The sequence below is a fragment of the uncultured Litoreibacter sp. genome, assembly GCF_947487515.1.
Taxonomy (GTDB): Bacteria; Pseudomonadota; Alphaproteobacteria; order Rhodobacterales; family Rhodobacteraceae; genus Litoreibacter.
Genome location: NZ_CANKWO010000002.1, coordinates 249,766 through 267,499 on the forward strand (window position 1 = coordinate 249,766; position 17,734 = coordinate 267,499).

17 protein-coding genes and 1 pseudogene are annotated in these 17,734 nt (G+C 55.8%); 8 read left to right on the forward strand and 10 right to left on the reverse strand.

Annotated elements, in window-relative coordinates; translation table 11 throughout:
* Positions 1-2: 2 nt before the first annotated feature.
* Both lysA and Q0746_RS06800 read right to left on the reverse strand, forming a co-directional pair.
* Positions 3-1,268, reverse strand: coding sequence for a diaminopimelate decarboxylase (gene lysA, locus Q0746_RS06795; RefSeq protein ID WP_298258564.1), 1,266 nt, complete (start codon positions 1,266-1,268; stop codon positions 3-5).
* Positions 1,268-1,366, reverse strand: a pseudogene (locus tag Q0746_RS06800) (DUF2834 domain-containing protein); the annotation flags it as partial. The gene lysA and the pseudogene Q0746_RS06800, both read right to left, overlap by 1 nt.
* A gap of 137 nt (positions 1,367-1,503) precedes the next feature.
* On the opposite strand from Q0746_RS06800, the gene Q0746_RS06805 reads away from it, so the two are divergent.
* The 4 genes from Q0746_RS06805 (at position 1,504) to Q0746_RS06820 (ending at position 6,857) form a co-directional block, all read left to right on the forward strand.
* Positions 1,504-2,472: a phosphatase PAP2 family protein gene (locus Q0746_RS06805; protein ID WP_298258566.1), complete on the forward strand. Its 969-nt coding sequence runs from the start codon at positions 1,504-1,506 to the stop codon at positions 2,470-2,472.
* Between the two features lie 66 nt (positions 2,473-2,538).
* Positions 2,539-4,173: an electron transfer flavoprotein-ubiquinone oxidoreductase gene (locus tag Q0746_RS06810; protein ID WP_298258568.1), complete on the forward strand. Its 1,635-nt coding sequence runs from the start codon at positions 2,539-2,541 to the stop codon at positions 4,171-4,173.
* 120 nt (positions 4,174-4,293) lie between these two features.
* Complete coding sequence (locus Q0746_RS06815) at positions 4,294-6,003, forward strand: tetratricopeptide repeat protein (protein ID WP_298258570.1); 1,710 nt, start codon at positions 4,294-4,296, stop codon at positions 6,001-6,003.
* Positions 6,003-6,857, forward strand: a complete 855-nt coding sequence (locus Q0746_RS06820) for a 4-(cytidine 5'-diphospho)-2-C-methyl-D-erythritol kinase (RefSeq protein WP_298258572.1) — start codon at positions 6,003-6,005, stop codon at positions 6,855-6,857. The genes Q0746_RS06815 and Q0746_RS06820 overlap by 1 nt, the downstream gene beginning before the upstream one ends.
* Here the strand turns inward: Q0746_RS06820 and Q0746_RS06825 are convergent.
* Positions 6,854-7,855 carry a polyprenyl synthetase family protein gene (locus Q0746_RS06825; protein WP_298258575.1) on the reverse strand — a complete coding sequence of 334 codons (1,002 nt, stop codon included), beginning with the start codon at positions 7,853-7,855 and terminating at the stop codon, positions 6,854-6,856. The genes Q0746_RS06820 and Q0746_RS06825 overlap by 4 nt on opposite strands.
* Before the next feature lie 57 nt (positions 7,856-7,912).
* Here Q0746_RS06825 and Q0746_RS06830 point away from each other — a divergent pair, with 57 nt between their 5' ends.
* The 3 genes from Q0746_RS06830 (at position 7,913) to Q0746_RS06840 (ending at position 9,144) form a co-directional block, all read left to right on the forward strand.
* On the forward strand, positions 7,913-8,128 hold the full coding sequence (locus tag Q0746_RS06830) for a DUF2007 domain-containing protein (protein WP_298258577.1): 216 nt from the start codon (positions 7,913-7,915) through the stop codon (positions 8,126-8,128).
* A gap of 6 nt (positions 8,129-8,134) precedes the next feature.
* Positions 8,135-8,884: a methyltransferase domain-containing protein gene (locus Q0746_RS06835; RefSeq protein ID WP_298258579.1), complete on the forward strand. Its 750-nt coding sequence runs from the start codon at positions 8,135-8,137 to the stop codon at positions 8,882-8,884.
* 95 nt (positions 8,885-8,979) lie between these two features.
* The gene (locus tag Q0746_RS06840; protein ID WP_298258581.1) at positions 8,980-9,144 is read left to right on the forward strand and encodes a DUF465 domain-containing protein; all 165 of its coding nucleotides are present in this window, start codon (positions 8,980-8,982) and stop codon (positions 9,142-9,144) included.
* Here Q0746_RS06840 and Q0746_RS06845 read toward each other — a convergent pair.
* The 4 genes from Q0746_RS06845 to Q0746_RS06860 all read right to left on the reverse strand — a co-directional run bounded on the left by Q0746_RS06845 (position 9,141) and on the right by Q0746_RS06860 (position 13,150).
* Positions 9,141-10,034, reverse strand: a complete 894-nt coding sequence (locus tag Q0746_RS06845; protein WP_298258583.1) for an EamA family transporter — start codon at positions 10,032-10,034, stop codon at positions 9,141-9,143. The genes Q0746_RS06840 and Q0746_RS06845 overlap by 4 nt on opposite strands.
* A gap of 125 nt (positions 10,035-10,159) precedes the next feature.
* Complete coding sequence (phbB, locus tag Q0746_RS06850) at positions 10,160-10,885, reverse strand: acetoacetyl-CoA reductase (RefSeq protein ID WP_298258585.1); 726 nt, start codon at positions 10,883-10,885, stop codon at positions 10,160-10,162.
* An 86-nt stretch (positions 10,886-10,971) separates the two neighbouring features.
* Positions 10,972-12,147 carry an acetyl-CoA C-acetyltransferase gene (locus Q0746_RS06855; RefSeq protein WP_298258586.1) on the reverse strand — a complete coding sequence of 392 codons (1,176 nt, stop codon included), beginning with the start codon at positions 12,145-12,147 and terminating at the stop codon, positions 10,972-10,974.
* Positions 12,148-12,325: 178 nt separating this feature from the next.
* Complete coding sequence (locus tag Q0746_RS06860) at positions 12,326-13,150, reverse strand: EAL domain-containing protein (protein WP_298258588.1); 825 nt, start codon at positions 13,148-13,150, stop codon at positions 12,326-12,328.
* Between the two features lie 135 nt (positions 13,151-13,285).
* Here Q0746_RS06860 and Q0746_RS06865 point away from each other — a divergent pair, with 135 nt between their 5' ends.
* A complete protein-coding gene (locus tag Q0746_RS06865) occupies positions 13,286-13,858 on the forward strand; it encodes a DNA-3-methyladenine glycosylase I (protein WP_298258590.1) in 573 nt (190 codons plus the stop codon).
* Here Q0746_RS06865 and gndA read toward each other — a convergent pair.
* The 3 genes from gndA to Q0746_RS06880 all read right to left on the reverse strand — a co-directional run bounded on the left by gndA (position 13,855) and on the right by Q0746_RS06880 (position 17,733).
* Entirely contained in the window at positions 13,855-15,261 is a 1,407-nt protein-coding gene (gene gndA / locus Q0746_RS06870; RefSeq protein ID WP_298258592.1) for an NADP-dependent phosphogluconate dehydrogenase, read from the reverse strand. The genes Q0746_RS06865 and gndA overlap by 4 nt on opposite strands.
* Before the next feature lie 172 nt (positions 15,262-15,433).
* Complete coding sequence (ccoS, locus tag Q0746_RS06875; RefSeq protein ID WP_298258594.1) at positions 15,434-15,586, reverse strand: cbb3-type cytochrome oxidase assembly protein CcoS; 153 nt, start codon at positions 15,584-15,586, stop codon at positions 15,434-15,436.
* Positions 15,583-17,733 (reverse strand): heavy metal translocating P-type ATPase, encoded by a 2,151-nt coding sequence (locus tag Q0746_RS06880; protein WP_298258596.1) that lies wholly within the window; start codon positions 17,731-17,733, stop codon positions 15,583-15,585. Before Q0746_RS06880 ends, ccoS begins: the two co-directional genes overlap by 4 nt.
* Between the last annotated feature and the right edge of the window lies 1 nt (position 17,734).

Sequence of the window (17,734 nt, forward strand, 5' to 3'; positions counted from 1 at the left end):
CGTTATAGCCACGTGGGGATGGTATCGCGATTTATCATTTCGTCAAAGGTCGGACGTTCCCGAATGACGGCGAATTGATCCTCATGCACCAAAACCTCGGGGATTAGCGGTCTGGAGTTGTACTCAGACGCCATCACAGCCCCATACGCCCCCGCAGAGCGGAAAGCGACAAGGTCGCCAGCCCCCACAGGTGGCATGATACGTTGCTTGGCAAAAGTATCACCGCTTTCACAAATTGGCCCCACGATGTCGTATTTGACCTGATCTACGCCCGCCGTCGGCTCTACGACCGGAATAATATCGTGATGCGCGCCATACATCGCGGGGCGAATCAAGTCATTCATCGCGGCGTCGATAATCATAAAATTGCGGTCTTCACCTTCTTTGATGTAGATTACCTCAGACACCAAAAGACCTGCGTTGCCCGCAATTAAACGACCTGGCTCAATTTCGATCTCGCACCCAAGGTGGCCGACTTTCTCTTGCACCAGCTGACCGAATTCTTGCGGCAATGGCGGCGCATCGTTGGACCGCTCATAGGGAATGCCCAGCCCGCCCCCAAGATCGAGGCGGCGGATGTTGTGGCCTTCAGCACGCAGCAAAGTGGTCAGTTCTGCGACTTTGTCAAAGGCCTGCCCGAACGGCTCTAGCTGCGTCAACTGACTACCGATGTGCACATCGATGCCCACCACGTCCAGCCCGGGAAGGGCCGCGGCCTGCGCATAGACGTCTTTGGCCCGCGAAATCGGGATGCCGAATTTGTTTTCCGACTTTCCGGTGGCGATTTTCTCATGAGTTTTGGCATCAACATCCGGATTCACACGAATGGTAACCGGAGCAATCGCGCCCATAGACGCCGCCACCTCAGAGAGCACCAACATCTCGGGCTCGCTTTCGATGTTGAACTGGCGAATCCCGCCTTCTAGCGCCAACCGCATCTCGGCACGGGTTTTGCCCACGCCAGAGAAAACGATCCGCTCGCCGGGGATGCCGGCCGCCTTGGCCCGCAGGTATTCCCCACCTGACACGACATCCATGCCTGCGCCCAGATCACCCAGCAGCTTCAAAACTGCTTGGTTCGAATTGGCCTTCATGGCGTAGCACACAAGGTGCTCGGTCCAATCCAACGCGTCGTCGAACAAGCGAAAATGACGGCTGAGCGTCGCGGTTGAATACACATAGAACGGCGCGCCAACCTGTGCGGCGATATCGGCGATAGCTACGTTTTCGGCGTGCAGAATGCCGTCGCGGTAAAGAAAGTGATCCATCAGTCGAGAGGCCTTCTGCGCAAGAATAAGTAAGGCGGCAAGCCGCATGAAACACCGATACAGAATGTGGCAGAGATCGCAACATGCGCCAGCCTTTCCTATATCGGTTAGGCCGCGATGTAGCCCATTCCCCTATCGCGTGAAAAGGCCGCAATCATACCGATACCCCGTATTTTCCTTATTTTTGCCCAGAAACTTCGGCAAATTCCACGCACGGGCTTAGGGGGCCGATCGAATGATGAGATATTACTTCCTGTTTTCCTTGGCATATCTGGCCTTTGCGGTCGGATTGATATTTGCCGTTCGCGAGCAGCCAGCCGCCCTGTTGATGGGGGCCGTTTTGACCTCTTTGTATTTGGCGAAGTCCTTTGCCGCTTGGGTCCCTGTCGTGGGGGTCGCTCTGGGCGCGTCTTTGTATCTGACACGCAAATACAGCGTCAAAGAGCGCATCATTCCAGCGATCTACGCAGTTATGGGCTGTTTGGTTTTCGCGACAGCTTTCTCCTTGGTGAAGACGTCTATCCCCTTCGTGCAACCCTTCTACGCTGACCCGTTTTTCGCCGATCTCGATGCGGCGTTGCACATGGGCGTGGACCCATGGGTGATCACCCATGCAATTTCGGCGTATATCCCCACCAGCTTGGTGGTGATTGTTTACTTTATGGTCTGGTCCTTTCCGGCCGTCTTCCTTCCCGTGTTTATCGCTTTGACAGATTCGGACACGGAACGTTCCAAGCGGTTTATTATCCTTCACGTCGCGGTGTGGATTGGCTTGGGGAATATAATGGCGGCAATCGGCAGCTCGGTTGGGCCGGTTTATTATGACCGCCTTTTGGGGGGCTCCCGCTTTAGTGACCTTTCAAACGCCCTTGAAACAAGCGGTATTGCGGCCTCCCCGCTTGGTGGCGTGCAGGAAAACTTGTGGGTGCTTTATTCCGAATCCGGCCAAAGTCTTGGGTCAGGCATCTCGGCGTTTCCGTCGGTTCATGTCGGCATTGCAGCCGTCACATTCCTATACGTCTGGGAGCGGTCGCGAATCTTGGCCCCCCTTGGTGCGCTGTTTGCCGCGATGATCATGTTCTTCTCGGTCTATCACGGATGGCATTACGCAATAGACGGATATGTCTCGATTGTTGCAGTAACAGCCCTCTGGGCGGCACTTCGGCGACGTAACGTTGCGATTGCCACTTACATTCCTGCTTGATTGAAGGCTAAAAGCTAACAATGTTGCTGACCCACCCTTACAGGGTGATGCGAGAGGAAGTGAGATATGGCCGAGATTGAACGCGAAAGCATGGAATACGACGTAGTCATCGTAGGGGCAGGCCCAGCCGGCCTTAGCGCCGCTATTCGTCTGAAACAGCTGGATGCAGACCTCAACGTTGTAGTGTTGGAAAAAGGCTCTGAAGTTGGAGCACATATTCTGTCAGGCGCGGTGCTTGATCCTTGTGGTCTTGATGCCCTGTTGCCGGACTGGCGCACTATGGGTGCCCCAATCAAAACCGAGGTCAAAACCGACAACTTTTACATGCTTGGGGAGGCCGGTCAGGTCCGCATACCGAATATGGTAATGCCCCCTTTGATGAACAACCACGGCAATTACATCGTCTCCATGGCCAATGTCTGCCGCTGGATGGCTGAGCAAGCCGAAGGCATGGGCGTCGAAATCTTCCCCGGCATGGCATGCTCCGACATCGTTTATGGCGACAACGGCGAGGTCAAAGGTGTGATCGCAGGGGTATTCGGTCTGGAAGCAGACGGATCTTACGGCGAAAACACAGAGCCAGGCATGGAGCTGCACGGCAAATACGTGTTCCTGTCTGAAGGCGTGCGCGGCTCCCTGTCCAAGCAAGTTATCGAAAAATTCGATCTGGCCAAAGACTCCAGCCCGCAAAAATACGGCCTTGGCATGAAAGAAATCTGGGAAATCGATCCAGCCAAGCACAAGGAAGGCACCGTGACCCACACAATGGGTTGGCCTTTGGGCGGCAACGCGGGCGGCGGGTCGTTTATCTACCACCTTGAGAACAACCAAGTGTACGTAGGGTTTGTGGTTCACCTGAACTACGAAAACCCGCATCTGTTCCCCTACATGGAATTCCAACGCTTCAAGCATCACCCCATGGTTGCCGACCTGTTGGAAGGCGGAAAACGCGTGGCCTACGGCGCACGTGCGATCACCGAAGGCGGCTGGCAGTCCTTGCCAAAAACCGCTTTCCCAGGGGGCGCATTGCTGGGCTGTTCCGCGGGTATGGTCAATGTGCCGCGCATCAAGGGCAACCACAACGCCATGCTGTCGGGCAAAGCCGCCGCAGAAGCCGCGTTCGAGGCCATTGGCGCGGGCCGCTCCGGTGACACATTGGACGGCTACGACACAGAAGTCCGCACAGGTGTCATCGCGAAAGACCTCAAGCGCGTGCGCAACGTTAAGCCTTTGTGGTCCAACTACGGCCTCACCGCATCCCTCGTCGTGGGCGGAGCCGACATGTGGTGTAACAACATCTTCGGCACGTCGCCGTTGAACCTCAAACACGGCAAATCTGATGCCGACGCCACAGGAAAGGCCGCGGACTTCAAGGTCATCGACTACCCCAAGCCAGACGGCAAGTTGTCTTTCGACCGGTTGACCAATGTGGCCTTCGCCGCCACCAACCACGAGGAAAGCCAACCCTCGCATCTTCAACTGAAGGATGCGAGCATTCCGATGTCAGTGAACGTGCCCGAATACGCGGAGCCCGCGCAGCGCTACTGCCCTGCGGGGGTGTACGAGGTGGTCGATGACGCCTTCGTGATAAACTTTCAAAACTGCGTACACTGCAAGACCTGCGACATCAAAGATCCGTCGCAAAACATTGTATGGACGACGCCTCAGGGCGGTGACGGGCCAAACTACCCAAACATGTAAGTGTGAAATGGCGCGGTGGGGAACATCCCATCGCGCCCTTCTTCCAATCGGGTCATGGACAACCTGTCAGCGCGCACCTACCTTCATTAGGGAACGCAAGATGAATTGGGCCGAACTGTAATGATCAAGACTAAAATTCAACACCGCGTCGCATTGTTGATGTTGTCGCTCGCCACCAGTGCCGCACCGGTATTCGCCGCTGAGCAAGGGCTTGCAGGGCCATATCTTGCGGCACGGCAGGCCACGTTTTCGTCCGACTATACAGAAGCTACCCACTACTACCGCAAGGCCATCGCCGCCGAGCCACAAAACCTTCTTCTTCAGGAGAACGCAATTATTGCGATGATCGGTCAGGGCGACATTTTGGGCGCTGCCGAGATCGCCACTGAATATGAGGCCGCAGGCGGGCGCAACCAAATCGTTGATCTGGTACTCGACACCATCGCGGTGGCCAATGGCAGCTTTGATCGCACGGCCCTTGAAAGCCCGGAGAAGGACGGCCTTGCGCCGCTGTTGAACGGGCTAACCCGTGCATGGGCGTTGCTTGGCCAAGGTCAGATGTCCGATGCGACTGACGCCTTCGCATCCGTTGCAAAGATCGAAGACTTCGCCTCCTTTTCTCATTATCACAACGCTTTGGCCTTGGCCTCCGTTGGCGATTTCGAAGGGGCTGACGCGATCTTGAGCGGGGAACGATTTGGTCCCCTCGTGCTTAGCGTGCGCGGGATCGAAGCACATGCACAAGTTCTGGCCCAACTGGACCGCAAAGAGGCCGCGCTAGAGCTTCTTGATGCCGCTCTCGTCAATGGGTTTAGCGCCGAGTTGGAAGACCTGAAGGCCCGTCTGAAGTCCGGAACGCCGTTGGAATACAATTTCGTCACCGACGCCCGTGCAGGTGTGGCGGAAGTCTACTTCAATCTGTCTGCGGTATTGAATGGCCGCGCCGCGCCAGAGCATGTTTTGCTCTATGTTCGCATGGCCCAACATATCCGACCGACCCATGCAGCTGCTGTTTTGATGACCGCCGAGATCCTTGAAGATATGCGCCAGTTTGATCTCGCGACTGAGGCCTATGCGACGCTTCCCCCTGAAGACCCAGCCTATGTTCTGGCAGAAATTGGCCGCGCCAATGCATTGTATTCAGATGACCGCAAGGACGCATCTGTTGAGGTGTTGACCGCGCTGTCAAAATCGCACGAGGCGGTGTCCATGGTCCATTCGACCTTGGGGGACATGCTAAGCCGCACTGATAAGAACGACCAAGCCATCGCCGCTTATACCCGCGCGTTGGAAATCAACGGCATCGGCAACAGAAACAACTGGCGAATTTACTATGCCCGCGGGATCGTAAAGGAACGTCAAGATGACTTGATCGGGATGGAGTTCGATTTCCGCAAGGCGCTAGAATTGTCTCCAAACCATCCTGATGTCCTGAACTACCTTGGCTATTCCTTGGTGGAGCAACGCATCAAACTGGATGAAGCCCTGGGCATGATTCAAACCGCTGTGAAGGAAAGCCCCGATAGCGGCTACATCACTGACAGCCTTGGCTGGATTTTTTACCGCCTTGGCCGTTTTGAAGAGGCCGTCGCCCCAATGGAGCGCGCCGTGGAGCTGCTACCGGTTGATCCCATCGTGAACGACCATCTTGGCGATGTGTATTGGAAAGTCGGACGCGAACGCGAGGCAGAATTCCAATGGAAACGCGCCCTGTCCTTTGAACCCGAAGAAGCAGATGCGGACCGTATTCGCAGCAAATTGGCGCGCGGGCTGACCGCAGTTTTGGAAGACGAGGCCAATGCAGGGGCCACGCAAACCGCCAACGACTGATGACGGAAGAATTTGCGCCCGCGAAGGTCAATCTTGCCTTACATCTTACGGGACTACGCGCTGACGGCTACCATTTGCTAGACAGCTTTGTGATGTTTGCCTCTGTTGGTGACACGCTCAGGTTCAGCCCTGCGCAAAGCCTATCGCTGTCCGTCGATGGTCCCGAAGCGGGAACCGTTCCGACAGATAAAAACTCTGTGCTTTCGGCGGCTCAACTGCTCAGCCCCAACCAAGGCGCCCATATTCATCTTACAAAGCGGCTGCCCGTGGCGGCAGGTATCGGTGGCGGGACTGCCGACGCCGCTGCCGCCTACCGCGGGTTGTCACGGGTCTGGGGAATCGCCCCCTTTGAGCCAACACCGCAGACCTTTGCCCATGTGGCGCAGCTGGGCGCGGACGTCCCTGTATGCCTTGCGTCAAGAACCGCGCGAATGTCGGGTATTGGCGAAAAAATCGAATTGCTGCCGGATGTCCCCAGTTTAGATGCTGTTCTGGTCAACCCCCGCGTCGAGGTTTCAACGCCAAAAGTGTTCAAAACTATTGCGCAGAAGAACAACGCGCCAATGACGTCGCCTCCCGCAAGTTTTGCGTCCTCACGCGATGTCATCTCTTGGTTGAGCCAACAGCGAAACGACATGCAGCCTGCCGCCCAAACAATCGAGCCGGTGATCACCGATGTGCTGTCTCAGATTGCCGCAACAAACAGGTGCGACCTTGCCAGAATGTCAGGATCCGGCGCCACATGCTTTGGCCTGTATTCAGACCCCGAAGCCGCGCAACATGCAGCCACGGTCATTGCGAAACGGCATCCAAACTGGTGGGTTCACGCCTGCACTTTGGGGGACGCGCGCTAGTTCAGCCGCGACACCACATAGTCAGCCAAGTCGCTCAGCATATCCGTTAATGCCCCCTGAGGCACCGCATCCAGCGCCTTTTTAGCTGTCTCGGACCACGCCAAAGCGTCTTGGCGCGATTGCTCCAAGGCCTCGTGTTTCGCCAGTAACTGAAGCGCGTGATCCAGATCGCCGTCCTCCTGCTTACCCTTCTCAATGGTCCGCACCCAGAAGTCGCGATCGGCATCGCCTCCGGCGGCAATCGCTTTGATCAATGGCAAAGTCAGTTTGCGTTCGCGAAAGTCGTCGCCTACGTTTTTGCCCGTCTTGGCAGTGTCGCCCGCAAAATCAAGGATATCATCCGCGATCTGGAAACTGACGCCCAAGGCATCCCCATAGCTGTAGAAGGCCTGAACGACTGCATCAGGCGCATCGGCGATCATCCCGCCCACTTGCGTCGCGGCAGAAAACAATGCGGCCGTTTTTCCGCGTACAACTTGCAAATAAATGTCTTCAGATGTTGTCAGGTCTTGCGCGGCAGTCAGTTGCAGAACTTCGCCTTCCGCAATCACCGCAGATGCGTTCGAGAGCACCTTCAACACATCCAAACGCCCCGCGTCCGTCATCAACTGGAAAGATCGCGCAAACAGATAATCCCCGACCAAGACCGAAGATTTATTGTCCCAAAGAAGGTTGGCCGCTGGTCGCCCTCGGCGTTGCGCACTCTCGTCAACCACATCGTCATGCAACAATGTCGCTGTGTGAATGAATTCTACCGTTGCGGCCAAATGCACATGATATGGGCCCTCATAGCCGCAAATCCGCGCGGCCGCCAAGGTCAACATCGGGCGGACCCGTTTGCCGCCAGCTTCGACAAGATGCGCCGTGACCTCTGGGATGCGCGGGGCATGCTCCGACGCCATGCGTTCACGGATAAGCGCCCCCACAGAGGCAAGATCATCAGACAATGCTGTTTGAAGTCGTTCGTGTGGTTTCACAGGTTGGGTATCCAAACTCATCTTTATGCGCCGCCTCGTGTCTCGACAATCCCGTCAAACTGACGTTAACTCAATCACATGAAAGAGCTTTTACGCAGCAACGATCCTACAGTCATCGCCTTCTCTAAGGCCCTTTTGTCAGGGGAAGATATAGGCGTGTTCGAAATGGACGTCCATATGAGTGTGCTCGAAGGGTCCGTTGGCATATTGCCGCGCCGGTTGATGGTGCGCGAGGAGGATTTGTTCATGGCACGCGCAATTCTGCGTGATAACGACATTCACATTGATGGCTAACCGGTCATGAGTTTCGATGCCGAGCAACTTACCCATGACGCATTTCTTGGCGGTAAGCTGCATCTTTGGCAACCTCAAGACGGCTATCGCGCGGCGACCGATCCCGTTCTCTTGGCTGCCGCCTGCCCCGCGACCTCTGGTCAATCTGTTCTGGAGTTGGGCTGCGGTGTCGGCACGGCGTCCCTGTGCCTGCGCACACGGGTTGATGTTGATCTCAACGGCGTCGAGCTGCAGCCCGCTTATGCCAGTCTGGCCCGCCGAAACGCGGCTGATGCGGGGTACAAAATGGACGTGGTGGACGCCGATCTGTCCGACCTGCCGATGACCGTTCGCGCCCGCAGCTTTGACCATGTCATATTCAACCCGCCTTACTACGGGCCAGGAACCTCGTCGCCAAACAAAGGTCGTGACAAGGCCTTGCGCGAACAAACCTCGCTGGCCATTTGGGTGGATACGGCCCTGCGTCGCGCCGGACCCAAGGGCATCGTGACAGTCATCCATTTGGCAGAAAGAGTCGGGGATCTTATCGAATTGCTTAATCCACGGGCGGGATTGATCGAAATTAAGCCGATTTCCGCCAGAGCAGGAAAAACTGCAGGGCGTGTTTTGCTGCGCGCGCATAAGGGACGAGCTTCCCGCAGCATATTGCATAACCCGTTGGTCCTGCACGATGGACCGAGACACTTGCGCGACGGGGATGACTTCACGCAGGCAGCGACAGACATCCTGAGGCATGGAAATCCGGTAGATTTTTAAGAACTATCGCCGCACCGCCGCGATACATTTCCGTGACATGATTCCCCATATGTGCTGCAATGTATGCCTAAACCACACCATAAGGAGTTATGCCCATGACGATCAGTTCTCACCTGTCTGAACTGAAACGCAAACACGATGCATTGTCTCAACGAGTGGAAGAGGCTCAAAAAAGCCCAAGTACTGATGGCCTAGAAGTGGTCGATCTCAAAAAGCAAAAACTGCGACTTAAAGAAGAGATCACCAAATACACGAATTAACCTTTACGCGACCCAAGCGCCGCAAGTCCGGCCCCCGCTGTGATTAACCCTGCAGCGACAAGCAAGACGGTGGTCGCTTGGGCAAATCCGGCCACGATCAGAACACAGGTCGAAAGCAATGGTGCTGCGTATGAGGCGGTTCCTAACAGCTGAATATCCCCGTGCTTCACCCCGATATCCCACAGATAGAACGCCAATCCCACGGGCCCAAGCCCGAGGCCCATTACTGAAAGCCAGCTCACAGTGCTGTCAGGGATCACGGTTTGCTCAAAGGCAAAATGGGTGAGCGCCGATAGCCCCGCCGCTGACATACAAAAGAAGGTCACCACTTGGGTCGGCACGTCGCTGAAGCGCCGCGACAAAACGGAATACCCAGACCACGTCAACGCGCAGAGCATCGCAAGGGCATAGCCAGCAGCATAGTCCCACTGAAATCCGGCGCCGCCCCACGCAACGATTAAGGCGGCCCCAGCAAACGAAACGACAGCGCCAATCACATGCAGTGGCCTGAGCGTTTCACTGGGCAACATTCCGGACAGCAAAACGATCAGCAACGGCCAAAGATATGCGATCAAGCCCGCCTCTGCTGCCGGTGCCATGCGCAATGCTGAAAAATACAATGCGTGGTATCCAAACAGCCCGCCAATGCCCAGCACCCAAACCGCTGTTGGTGTCGTTTGCAAAACCAAACGCAAGCCCCCCTGCCGCAGCGAGAACAAGCCCCCAACCACGCCGCCAAGCGCAAAGGTCATTGCGCTGAGTTGAAACGGGGGAATGGGGTCAGATCCGACGGTCAAAAGCGCCAATAACGCCCAAAGCAAAACGGCGCCAAAGCCGACGCCCGTTGCAACAGGTTTGCGCGGAAACACGTGAGGGTGGTTTTTCGGCACCGCTTTTGGACCCTGATTTTGAGTTCTTATCAGCCGGTAGCCTGTATCAAAACTCTGGTTTCCGCTAGGCACAAAAAAGGCCGGCGCATCACTGCACCGGCCCCGTCTGGGAAATTTTCTTCGGCCTAAGCCATGTATTGCCCACCATTTGCAGAAATGGTCGATCCGGTAACGAAGCCTGCGTCATCCGAAGCCAAGAACACTACCGCGCGGGCAATCTCTTCGGGTTCGCCCAAACGCCCTACCGGAATTTGGGGAAGGATTACGTCGTTCATCACCTTTTCGGGAATTGTGCTCATCATCTCCGTGTTGATGTACCCTGGGCAGATGACATTTACGGTGATACCCGCACGTGCCCCTTCTTGCGCCAAGGCCTTTGTGAACCCAATGTCACCGGCTTTCGCGGCGGCATAGTTGGTCTGGGCGAATTGCCCCTTTTGACCGTTGATCGAACTGATGGTGATAACCCGACCAAATTTACGTTCGCGCATGCCCGGCCAAATTGGGTGGGTCATGTTGAACACGCCGGAAAGATTGGTGTTCATCACCTCCGACCATTGCTGCGGTGTCATTTTGTGGAATGGAGCATCCCGCGTGATGCCTGCGTTGTTAACCAAAACTTCAACCGGTCCCAGATCGGCTTCGACCTGCGCAATACCGGCTGCACAGGCCTCATAATCTGCGACATCCCACTTATAAGTCTTGATCCCAGTTTCCGCGGTAAACGCCGCGGCTTTCTCGTCGTTCCCAGCATAAGTTGCAGCAACGGAATACCCGGCGGCTTGCAGCGCCTTTGAAATAGCAGCGCCAATTCCGCGCGATCCGCCGGTAACAAGTGCAACACGAGACATGGTGATTCCTCCTGAATCGGTAAAATAATTATCTGTCAAATTTTGTATAGGTTGCGCAACTTTCGTGCGCAACCCTATTCGATCTATCAGTCGCGCTCTACGCAAACAGCGACACCCATGCCGCCGCCAATGCACAAAGTCGCAAGGCCTTTCTTCGCGTCACGACGCTGCATTTCAAACAACAACGTGTTCAGCACTCGGCAACCTGAAGCACCAATCGGGTGACCAATCGCGATCGCGCCCCCGTTGACGTTTACAATTTCAGGATCCCAGCCCATGTCCTTGTTTACAGCGCAAGCTTGGGCGGCAAATGCCTCATTGGCTTCCACCAAATCCAGATCGGACGCCTTCCAGCCCGCCTTTTCCAAGGCCTTGCGAGACGCGTAGATTGGACCCACACCCATAATGGTCGGGTCCAAACCGGCGGTTGCGTAGCTCACAATCCGCGCCAAGGGCTGCAGGCCACGTTTCTCGGCGTTCTCCGCGCTCATCAGCAGTGTCGCCGCCGCGCCATCGTTCAAACCGGAGGCATTCGCAGCCGTGACGGATCCCTCTTTGGTGAACGCCGGACGCAACTTCGCCATCGCTTCCATCGTCGCGCCGTGACGGATGTATTCATCGCTGTCCATCGTCACGTCACCCTTACGGGTTTTAATGGTGAAGGCCGCGATTTCATCAGCGAATTTTCCCGCCTTTTGGGCCGCCTCTGCTTTGTTCTGCGATGCAACTGCAAACTCGTCCTGCATCTCACGGCTAATTTGCCATTGGTCCGCGACGTTTTCTGCGGTTTGCCCCATGTGGTATCCGTTGAAGGCATCCCACAAACCATCGCGGATCATGCTGTCGATATACTTCATGTCGCCCATTTTCTGGCCTTGGCGCAGATTGGCGACATGGGTGCTCATGGACATGTTTTCCTGACCGCCAGCGACAACAATCGAGGCATCCCCAAGCATGATATGCTGGGCCCCAAGAGCGACAGCGCGAAGCCCCGAACCACACACTTGGTTTATTCCCCAAGCGGAGGCTTCTTTCGGCAAGCCTGCGTTGATATGTGCTTGGCGCGCAGGGTTTTGGCCCTGCCCCGCAGTCAGAACTTGTCCCATGATGGTTTCTGACACATCAGTTTTGTCGACGCCCGCACGCTCGACAACAGCTTCGATCACGGCGGCGCCCAGATCGTGAGCAGGAGTATTGGCAAAAGAGCCGAGAAAGCTACCGACACCTGTACGTGCAGCGGAAGCTATTACAACATTGGTCATGGACATTCCTTTCTTGCGATCAGCGTGTCTCTGCGGCCCAGAGCACTGGATTTCACCGACCGTGTATATCGAAGCCTTTATCTGGCTTACGATGGGCTTACGATTGGACAGGGTGTCTCACATTGGAAAAGATGACAATAGGGCAGCCTAGAAATCGATGGGCCGCAGGTAAACTTTATCAGCCACCAGACTTTTGTCGGCCAGCAATCGGTAAATCCCAAGGTTTCGATACGGATGGCACGCCAAACAGGTACCCTTGAAGGCAATCAATACCAATTTCTGACAGGTAGTCTGCCTCTTGTGGGCGTTCGACACCCTCTGCCACGGTGAACATGTCGAATTGCTGCGCGATAGAAACCAGCGCCTGCATCAGCACCTGATTGTCAGTGTCCACATCGATGTTTTGCGTAAAACTGGTGTCGATTTTCACAATATCGAAGTACAGATCCTTGAAATGTCGGAAGGCGGTATATCCGGCGCCGAAGTCATCAAGGGCAAACGAAATTCCCTTGCGCTGCATACGTGTCATGAAATCCGCTACGACATCCGGCATGAGCAAAGCTGACGATTCGGTAATCTCGATAATCAAGCGTTCTGCAATTGTTGGGTCGTGAAGCAAGCCCCGCTCCATCGCCAATTCCCACTGAGGGTTGCCAATGGATCGGGGCGACATGTTGATAGACAGCCGCAGGCTTGGCGATTGCGCAAGGCTGGCCAAGCCCAATTCAACCGCCAACACATCGATCATTCGACCTTCTTCTCGGGCCTCGATGGTTTCGATGAACTCTTTTGCGGGGATGATCCGTCCGGTTTCATCCAACACACGTATAAGCCCTTCATAGAAGGCCGCACGACCGGCATTTTTGGCTTGCACAATTGGCTGATACGCCAACAGAACATCCTTTTTTCTCAAGGCCATTCGCACCATTTCCAGCACGTGAACGTCCCGTTGTGCTATTGCGGCGGACAGCGGGCTGCCGGAGGCATTTTGGCTATATGGCATCACAAATCTACTTCGGTTTAGGTCTCCTGAAACCTAGAGGAATGCGCCTTAAACGCGAGTTAACGTTCCAATTTTGTTCCAATTAGGGTAAACAAAGATTCAACACTTCAAACTATTGAAATATAGGTAAAATTCATGAACGAACGTTGTGACTGGTGCGGATCGGAAGAAATTTATGTCAATTATCACGACACAGAATGGGGCGTGCCAGAATATGACAGCAGGGCGCTTTGGGAGAAACTCATATTGGACGGTTTTCAAGCCGGTCTCAGCTGGATCACAATTCTAAAAAAGCGCGACGCATTTCGCGAAGCTTTTGCCGACTTTGACCCAAATATTATTGCTGGTTGGGGCGAAACAGAGGTGGATCGATTGTTGCAAAATGCAGGTATCGTACGCCACCGCGGCAAGATCGAGGCGACGATTGGAAACGCGCGTGCATGGCAACGTATTGAACAACGCGAAGGCTTTGACACCTATCTTTGGAATTACTTCGACGGCAAGCCGCTACAAAACGAATTTACCTCCCTCAAAGAGATACCTGGATTCACTCCGTTGAGCACCCAAATCTCCAAAGATCTGAAGAAGGAAGGGTTCCGTTTTTGTGGCCCGACGATCGTCTACGCCTTTGCACAGGCCTGCGGGATGGTGAACGATCATCTCGTCACCTGCCCGCGCCACAGTGAAGTCAAAAAACTGGCGCGCTAGGCCCCCCAAGGCCCGTGATGCGCGCCGTCTTTATCGGTGCGTTCAAAGCTGTGCGCGCCGAAAAAGTCCCGCTGCGCTTGGATCATGTTGGCGGTGGAGCGCCCAGTGCGCATCGCGTCATAATACCCAAGGCCCGCTGCCAATGCAGGCACCTGCAATCCGTGCGAAATCGCCGTGGCGACAACCTTGCGCAATGCGGGCATGTTGTCCTCAACAAGCTTGGCGAAGAACGGCGCGAACATCAGATTGTCTTGCGGGGCAGCGGTCAGCGCCTCGGCCATGTCATTGAGCATGGTTGATCGGATGATGCAGCCCTCCCGCCAAACGCGTGCGACCTCTGGCATTGGCAAATCCCAGCCAAATTCGGTGCTGGCAGCGTTCAGCAAATGGAAGCCCTGCGCGTAGCACATGATTTTGCCCGCGATCAAAGCTTGTTCCAGCTCCCCAACACTAAGCGCATCGGATTTCAAAGCCACCGGAGCCGCGCCGAAGGTGGCTTCGCCGCGCTCGCGTTCGGTCTTCATCGCGGAAAGATTGCGCGCAGCAACCGCCGCCTCGATCACAGGAATTGGTGCGCCTAAATGTTGCGCCTCGATTACTGTCCAGCGCCCTGTTCCCTTCTGGCCCGCGCGATCCAAAATGATGTCCAATACCGCGCTGCCCGTGTCGGCATCAGTGGCTGCTGAAACCTCGCCGGAAATCTCCACAAGGTAGGATTTAAGTGGTCCGGCATTCCACGCCTTGAACGTCTCGGCGCAAGTCGCAGCATCGGCGCCCTGACCGTCACGCATGATACCGTAGACCTCCGCGATCATTTGCATATCGGCGTATTCGATCCCGTTGTGAACCGCCTTTACGAAGTGGCCAGAGCCCCCTTGCCCCATCCAAGTGGTACAAGATGTTCCTTCATAATCCGCCGAAATTGCTGTCAGGATATGGCCAACTTGGTCCCATGCCTGCTTGCGTCCGCCGCCCATGATGGATGGACCATGACGCGCCCCTTCTTCGCCCCCCGAAACACCAATCCCCAAGAAAGGCACCCCGTCAGCTTCGGCCTTGGCCGCACGCGTTTCGGTATCGCGAAAATTCGCGTTTCCTGCATCAATGATAAGATCGTCCTTCCCCAAAAGAGGACGCAAAGCCGCAATTTGTTCATCCACCGGAGCACCGGCAGGAACCATCAAAATGATGGCTCGTGGTTCTGCGATAGAGGCCACAAGGGCTTCAAGGCTGTCACAAGGTGTGATGCGATCCGCCAACACACCCGCCTGCGCATGAAACTCCGACGTGCGCGAGGAAGTGCGATTGAATACCGAAATCGCAAAGCCTTTCTCCGCAATATTGAGAGAGAGCATCGCCCCCATCGTTCCAAGTCCGATTAGGCCAATTTCTGATTTCGACATTGCAATTTCTCCTCCGTCTGGCCTCCTCTGTTATCGATAACGGAACAGAGCGTCAAACACCTCGATGTGCGGCTGAAGCAAGATACAGAGATCAATTCTGTGCGACCAATATTTAACCAAGAGCTCAAGCGTTGGGCATTTCAAGATGCCGTATCTATCGATTGAGGAAGCGCTACGACTTGGGCCCATCATCGTCGAACAAAATGCGTGCAGCATCGCCTTCAATGTCTTCGTATTGATTATGGCGCACGGTCCACAAGAACGCCGCGATCCCGCACCCGCCAAGGATCAAAGATACCGGAATTAGAACAACGAGAACATTCATACCCGCACCCTTAGCGCGTTCAGGATCACAAGGATAGACGAGCTGGACATCGCCAAAGCAGCCATCAACGGGCTGGCAAACCCCAAGACGGCCAATGGCACCGCAACCGCGTTATAGCAAACAGCAATTGCAAAGTTTTCGCGGATACGCGCACGCGCGCGGCGAGAGACTTTCAGCGCATCCTTGACCGGTGCCAAAGAGCGGCCCAGCAAAACAATATCAGACGATGCGCGTGTGGCGTCGACCCCCGACGCCGGAGAGATCGATACAAAAGCTTGCGCCATGGCCCCCATATCGTTCAATCCGTCACCGACCATCAAGACGTGCTTTCCTTGATCCTGAAGCTCCGCGAGTCGGGCAATTTTATCAGCCGGTGTCAGGCCGCCCCAAGCTTGTTCTACCCCTAGTCGCGCGCCGGTTTTGGCCGCCGCGAACTCTGTATCACCGGACAACAACTCAACGCCCATTCCCTTGGACTGCAAAGCAGCCACCAGCTCCTGTGCCCCGCCACGCAAAGACTCGTCAATACGCAACGGTTGCTCGGCAAAGCCGTCTCGTTGAAACATCGTGCCGCCATTTGACGTGCTGGATTTGCCCAAGTGAACCCGCGTGACGCCGTCTTGGCCACATACACCTTTGCCCGCGATCTCACGGATGTCGCTTAGCACCGTCGGAACTACCTGCATCCCCTCCAGTGCTGAGGCCAACAAGCGCGAAACCGGATGATCGGAGGATTGGCTTAACGCAAGCACCACGCCGCGATCTTGTGGCGACAACGCTTGCAAATCTTGCAAGATGGGGGTGCCGTCAGTCAGCGTGCCGGTCTTGTCGAAAACCACGGTGTCGACTTCGGCCAAACGCTCCAAAGCCGTTGCCGACTTGATCAACAACCCTTTGCGAAACAAGTTGCCCGACGCAGCTGTCGTCACCGCTGGCACAGCCAAACCAAGTGCACAGGGGCAGGTGATAATCAGCGTCGCAATCGCAATATTAAGCGCGTATCGCACGTCCCCTGTTGCAGCAAACCAGCCAACAAATGCCAATGCCGCGACGCCGTGTACCAAAGGCGCGTATAGCTGCGCGGCCCTGTCAGCCACAGGTGTGTAATGTGACCGCCCGCTTTCCGCGGCTGCAACCATTTGCGCCATGCGGTGCAGCGTGGTGTCTTGCCCAACCGCAGTCGCACGCACCACCAGAGGGTTTGACAGGTTCACCTCGCCAGACACAACTTTGCTGCCAACCTGCGCGGCGATGGGCATGCTTTCCCCCGTCAATAAAGACCTGTCCAGCTGGGTACGCCCCGTGTCAATTACACCGTCAACCGGTATCCGCCCCCCCGCAGGTACCTGAACCAGATCACCCACAATGATGTCGGCAGCCTTCAGGCGAACAGGCGCACCTTCGCGGATACATGTGGCAGACGGCACTTCCAACGCGGCCAGCTCTTGCGCCGCAGATCGCGCAGCCGCGCGGGTTCGGTGATCCAGATATCGGCCAATCAGCAAGAAAAACGTCAACGATAGAGCCGCATCAAAATATGCGTTTTCGCCGCCCGCCATGGTTTCAAACAACGACAACCCGCTGGCCAAAAGGACCGCCAAGGAAATCGGCACCTCCATATTGACGCGCCCGACACGCAGCACCGAAATGGCCGAAGCAAAGAACGGTCGCGCGGCAAAAGCCACAGCGGGCAAGGCGATGATCGCCGAAATCCAGTGAAACATCTGGCGCGTCGCATCGGCCGCCCCAGCCCAGATAGCCACCGACAGGATCATCACATTCATCATCGCAAAGCCGGCCACAGCCAGTCGCAACAAAAGCCCACGCCCGACGGCATCTCCTTCGCCCGCACGCAAAGTGGCCGCATCCAGCGGCAATGCCTCAAACCCCAAGCCCAGCAAAGCATTGATCAAGCCGTCTTCATCCGCGTCGCCTCGTGTTTTTATCGTGACGCGCTTGAGGCTGAGGTTCACACGGGCCTCCAGCACATCTGGCAACTTGGACAAACCACGCTCCACACCGGACACACATGTTGCACAGTGAATTTCGGGCAACGACACAGACACCGTATCCCCAGCGTAGGCCGCAGGAGTGTTGCGTGCAACTTCTTGCGCAAGGGGGGTTCCCGCGCAACCTGGACAACTCATC

What these genes read in the sequence shown, in the direction of transcription:
- Q0746_RS06825 (WP_298258575.1), bottom strand. Translation starts at nt 7,855, where the DNA reads ATGAGTTTGGATACCCAACCTGTGAAACCACACGAACGACTTCAAACA.
- lysA (WP_298258564.1), bottom strand. Translation starts at nt 1,268, where the DNA reads ATGGATCACTTTCTTTACCGCGACGGCATTCTGCACGCCGAAAACGTA.
- Q0746_RS06820 (WP_298258572.1), top strand. Translation starts at nt 6,003, where the DNA reads ATGACGGAAGAATTTGCGCCCGCGAAGGTCAATCTTGCCTTACATCTT.
- Q0746_RS06810 (WP_298258568.1), top strand. Translation starts at nt 2,539, where the DNA reads ATGGCCGAGATTGAACGCGAAAGCATGGAATACGACGTAGTCATCGTA.
- Q0746_RS06805 (WP_298258566.1), top strand. Translation starts at nt 1,504, where the DNA reads ATGATGAGATATTACTTCCTGTTTTCCTTGGCATATCTGGCCTTTGCG.
- Q0746_RS06855 (WP_298258586.1), bottom strand. Translation starts at nt 12,147, where the DNA reads ATGACCAATGTTGTAATAGCTTCCGCTGCACGTACAGGTGTCGGTAGC.
- ccoS (WP_298258594.1), bottom strand. Translation starts at nt 15,586, where the DNA reads ATGAATGTTCTCGTTGTTCTAATTCCGGTATCTTTGATCCTTGGCGGG.
- gndA (WP_298258592.1), bottom strand. Translation starts at nt 15,261, where the DNA reads ATGTCGAAATCAGAAATTGGCCTAATCGGACTTGGAACGATGGGGGCG.
- phbB (WP_298258585.1), bottom strand. Translation starts at nt 10,885, where the DNA reads ATGTCTCGTGTTGCACTTGTTACCGGCGGATCGCGCGGAATTGGCGCT.
- Q0746_RS06840 (WP_298258581.1), top strand. Translation starts at nt 8,980, where the DNA reads ATGACGATCAGTTCTCACCTGTCTGAACTGAAACGCAAACACGATGCA.
- Q0746_RS06880 (WP_298258596.1), bottom strand. Translation starts at nt 17,733, where the DNA reads ATGAGTTGTCCAGGTTGCGCGGGAACCCCCCTTGCGCAAGAAGTTGCA.
- Q0746_RS06835 (WP_298258579.1), top strand. Translation starts at nt 8,135, where the DNA reads ATGAGTTTCGATGCCGAGCAACTTACCCATGACGCATTTCTTGGCGGT.
- Q0746_RS06830 (WP_298258577.1), top strand. Translation starts at nt 7,913, where the DNA reads ATGAAAGAGCTTTTACGCAGCAACGATCCTACAGTCATCGCCTTCTCT.
- Q0746_RS06815 (WP_298258570.1), top strand. Translation starts at nt 4,294, where the DNA reads ATGATCAAGACTAAAATTCAACACCGCGTCGCATTGTTGATGTTGTCG.
- Q0746_RS06860 (WP_298258588.1), bottom strand. Translation starts at nt 13,150, where the DNA reads ATGCCATATAGCCAAAATGCCTCCGGCAGCCCGCTGTCCGCCGCAATA.
- Q0746_RS06865 (WP_298258590.1), top strand. Translation starts at nt 13,286, where the DNA reads ATGAACGAACGTTGTGACTGGTGCGGATCGGAAGAAATTTATGTCAAT.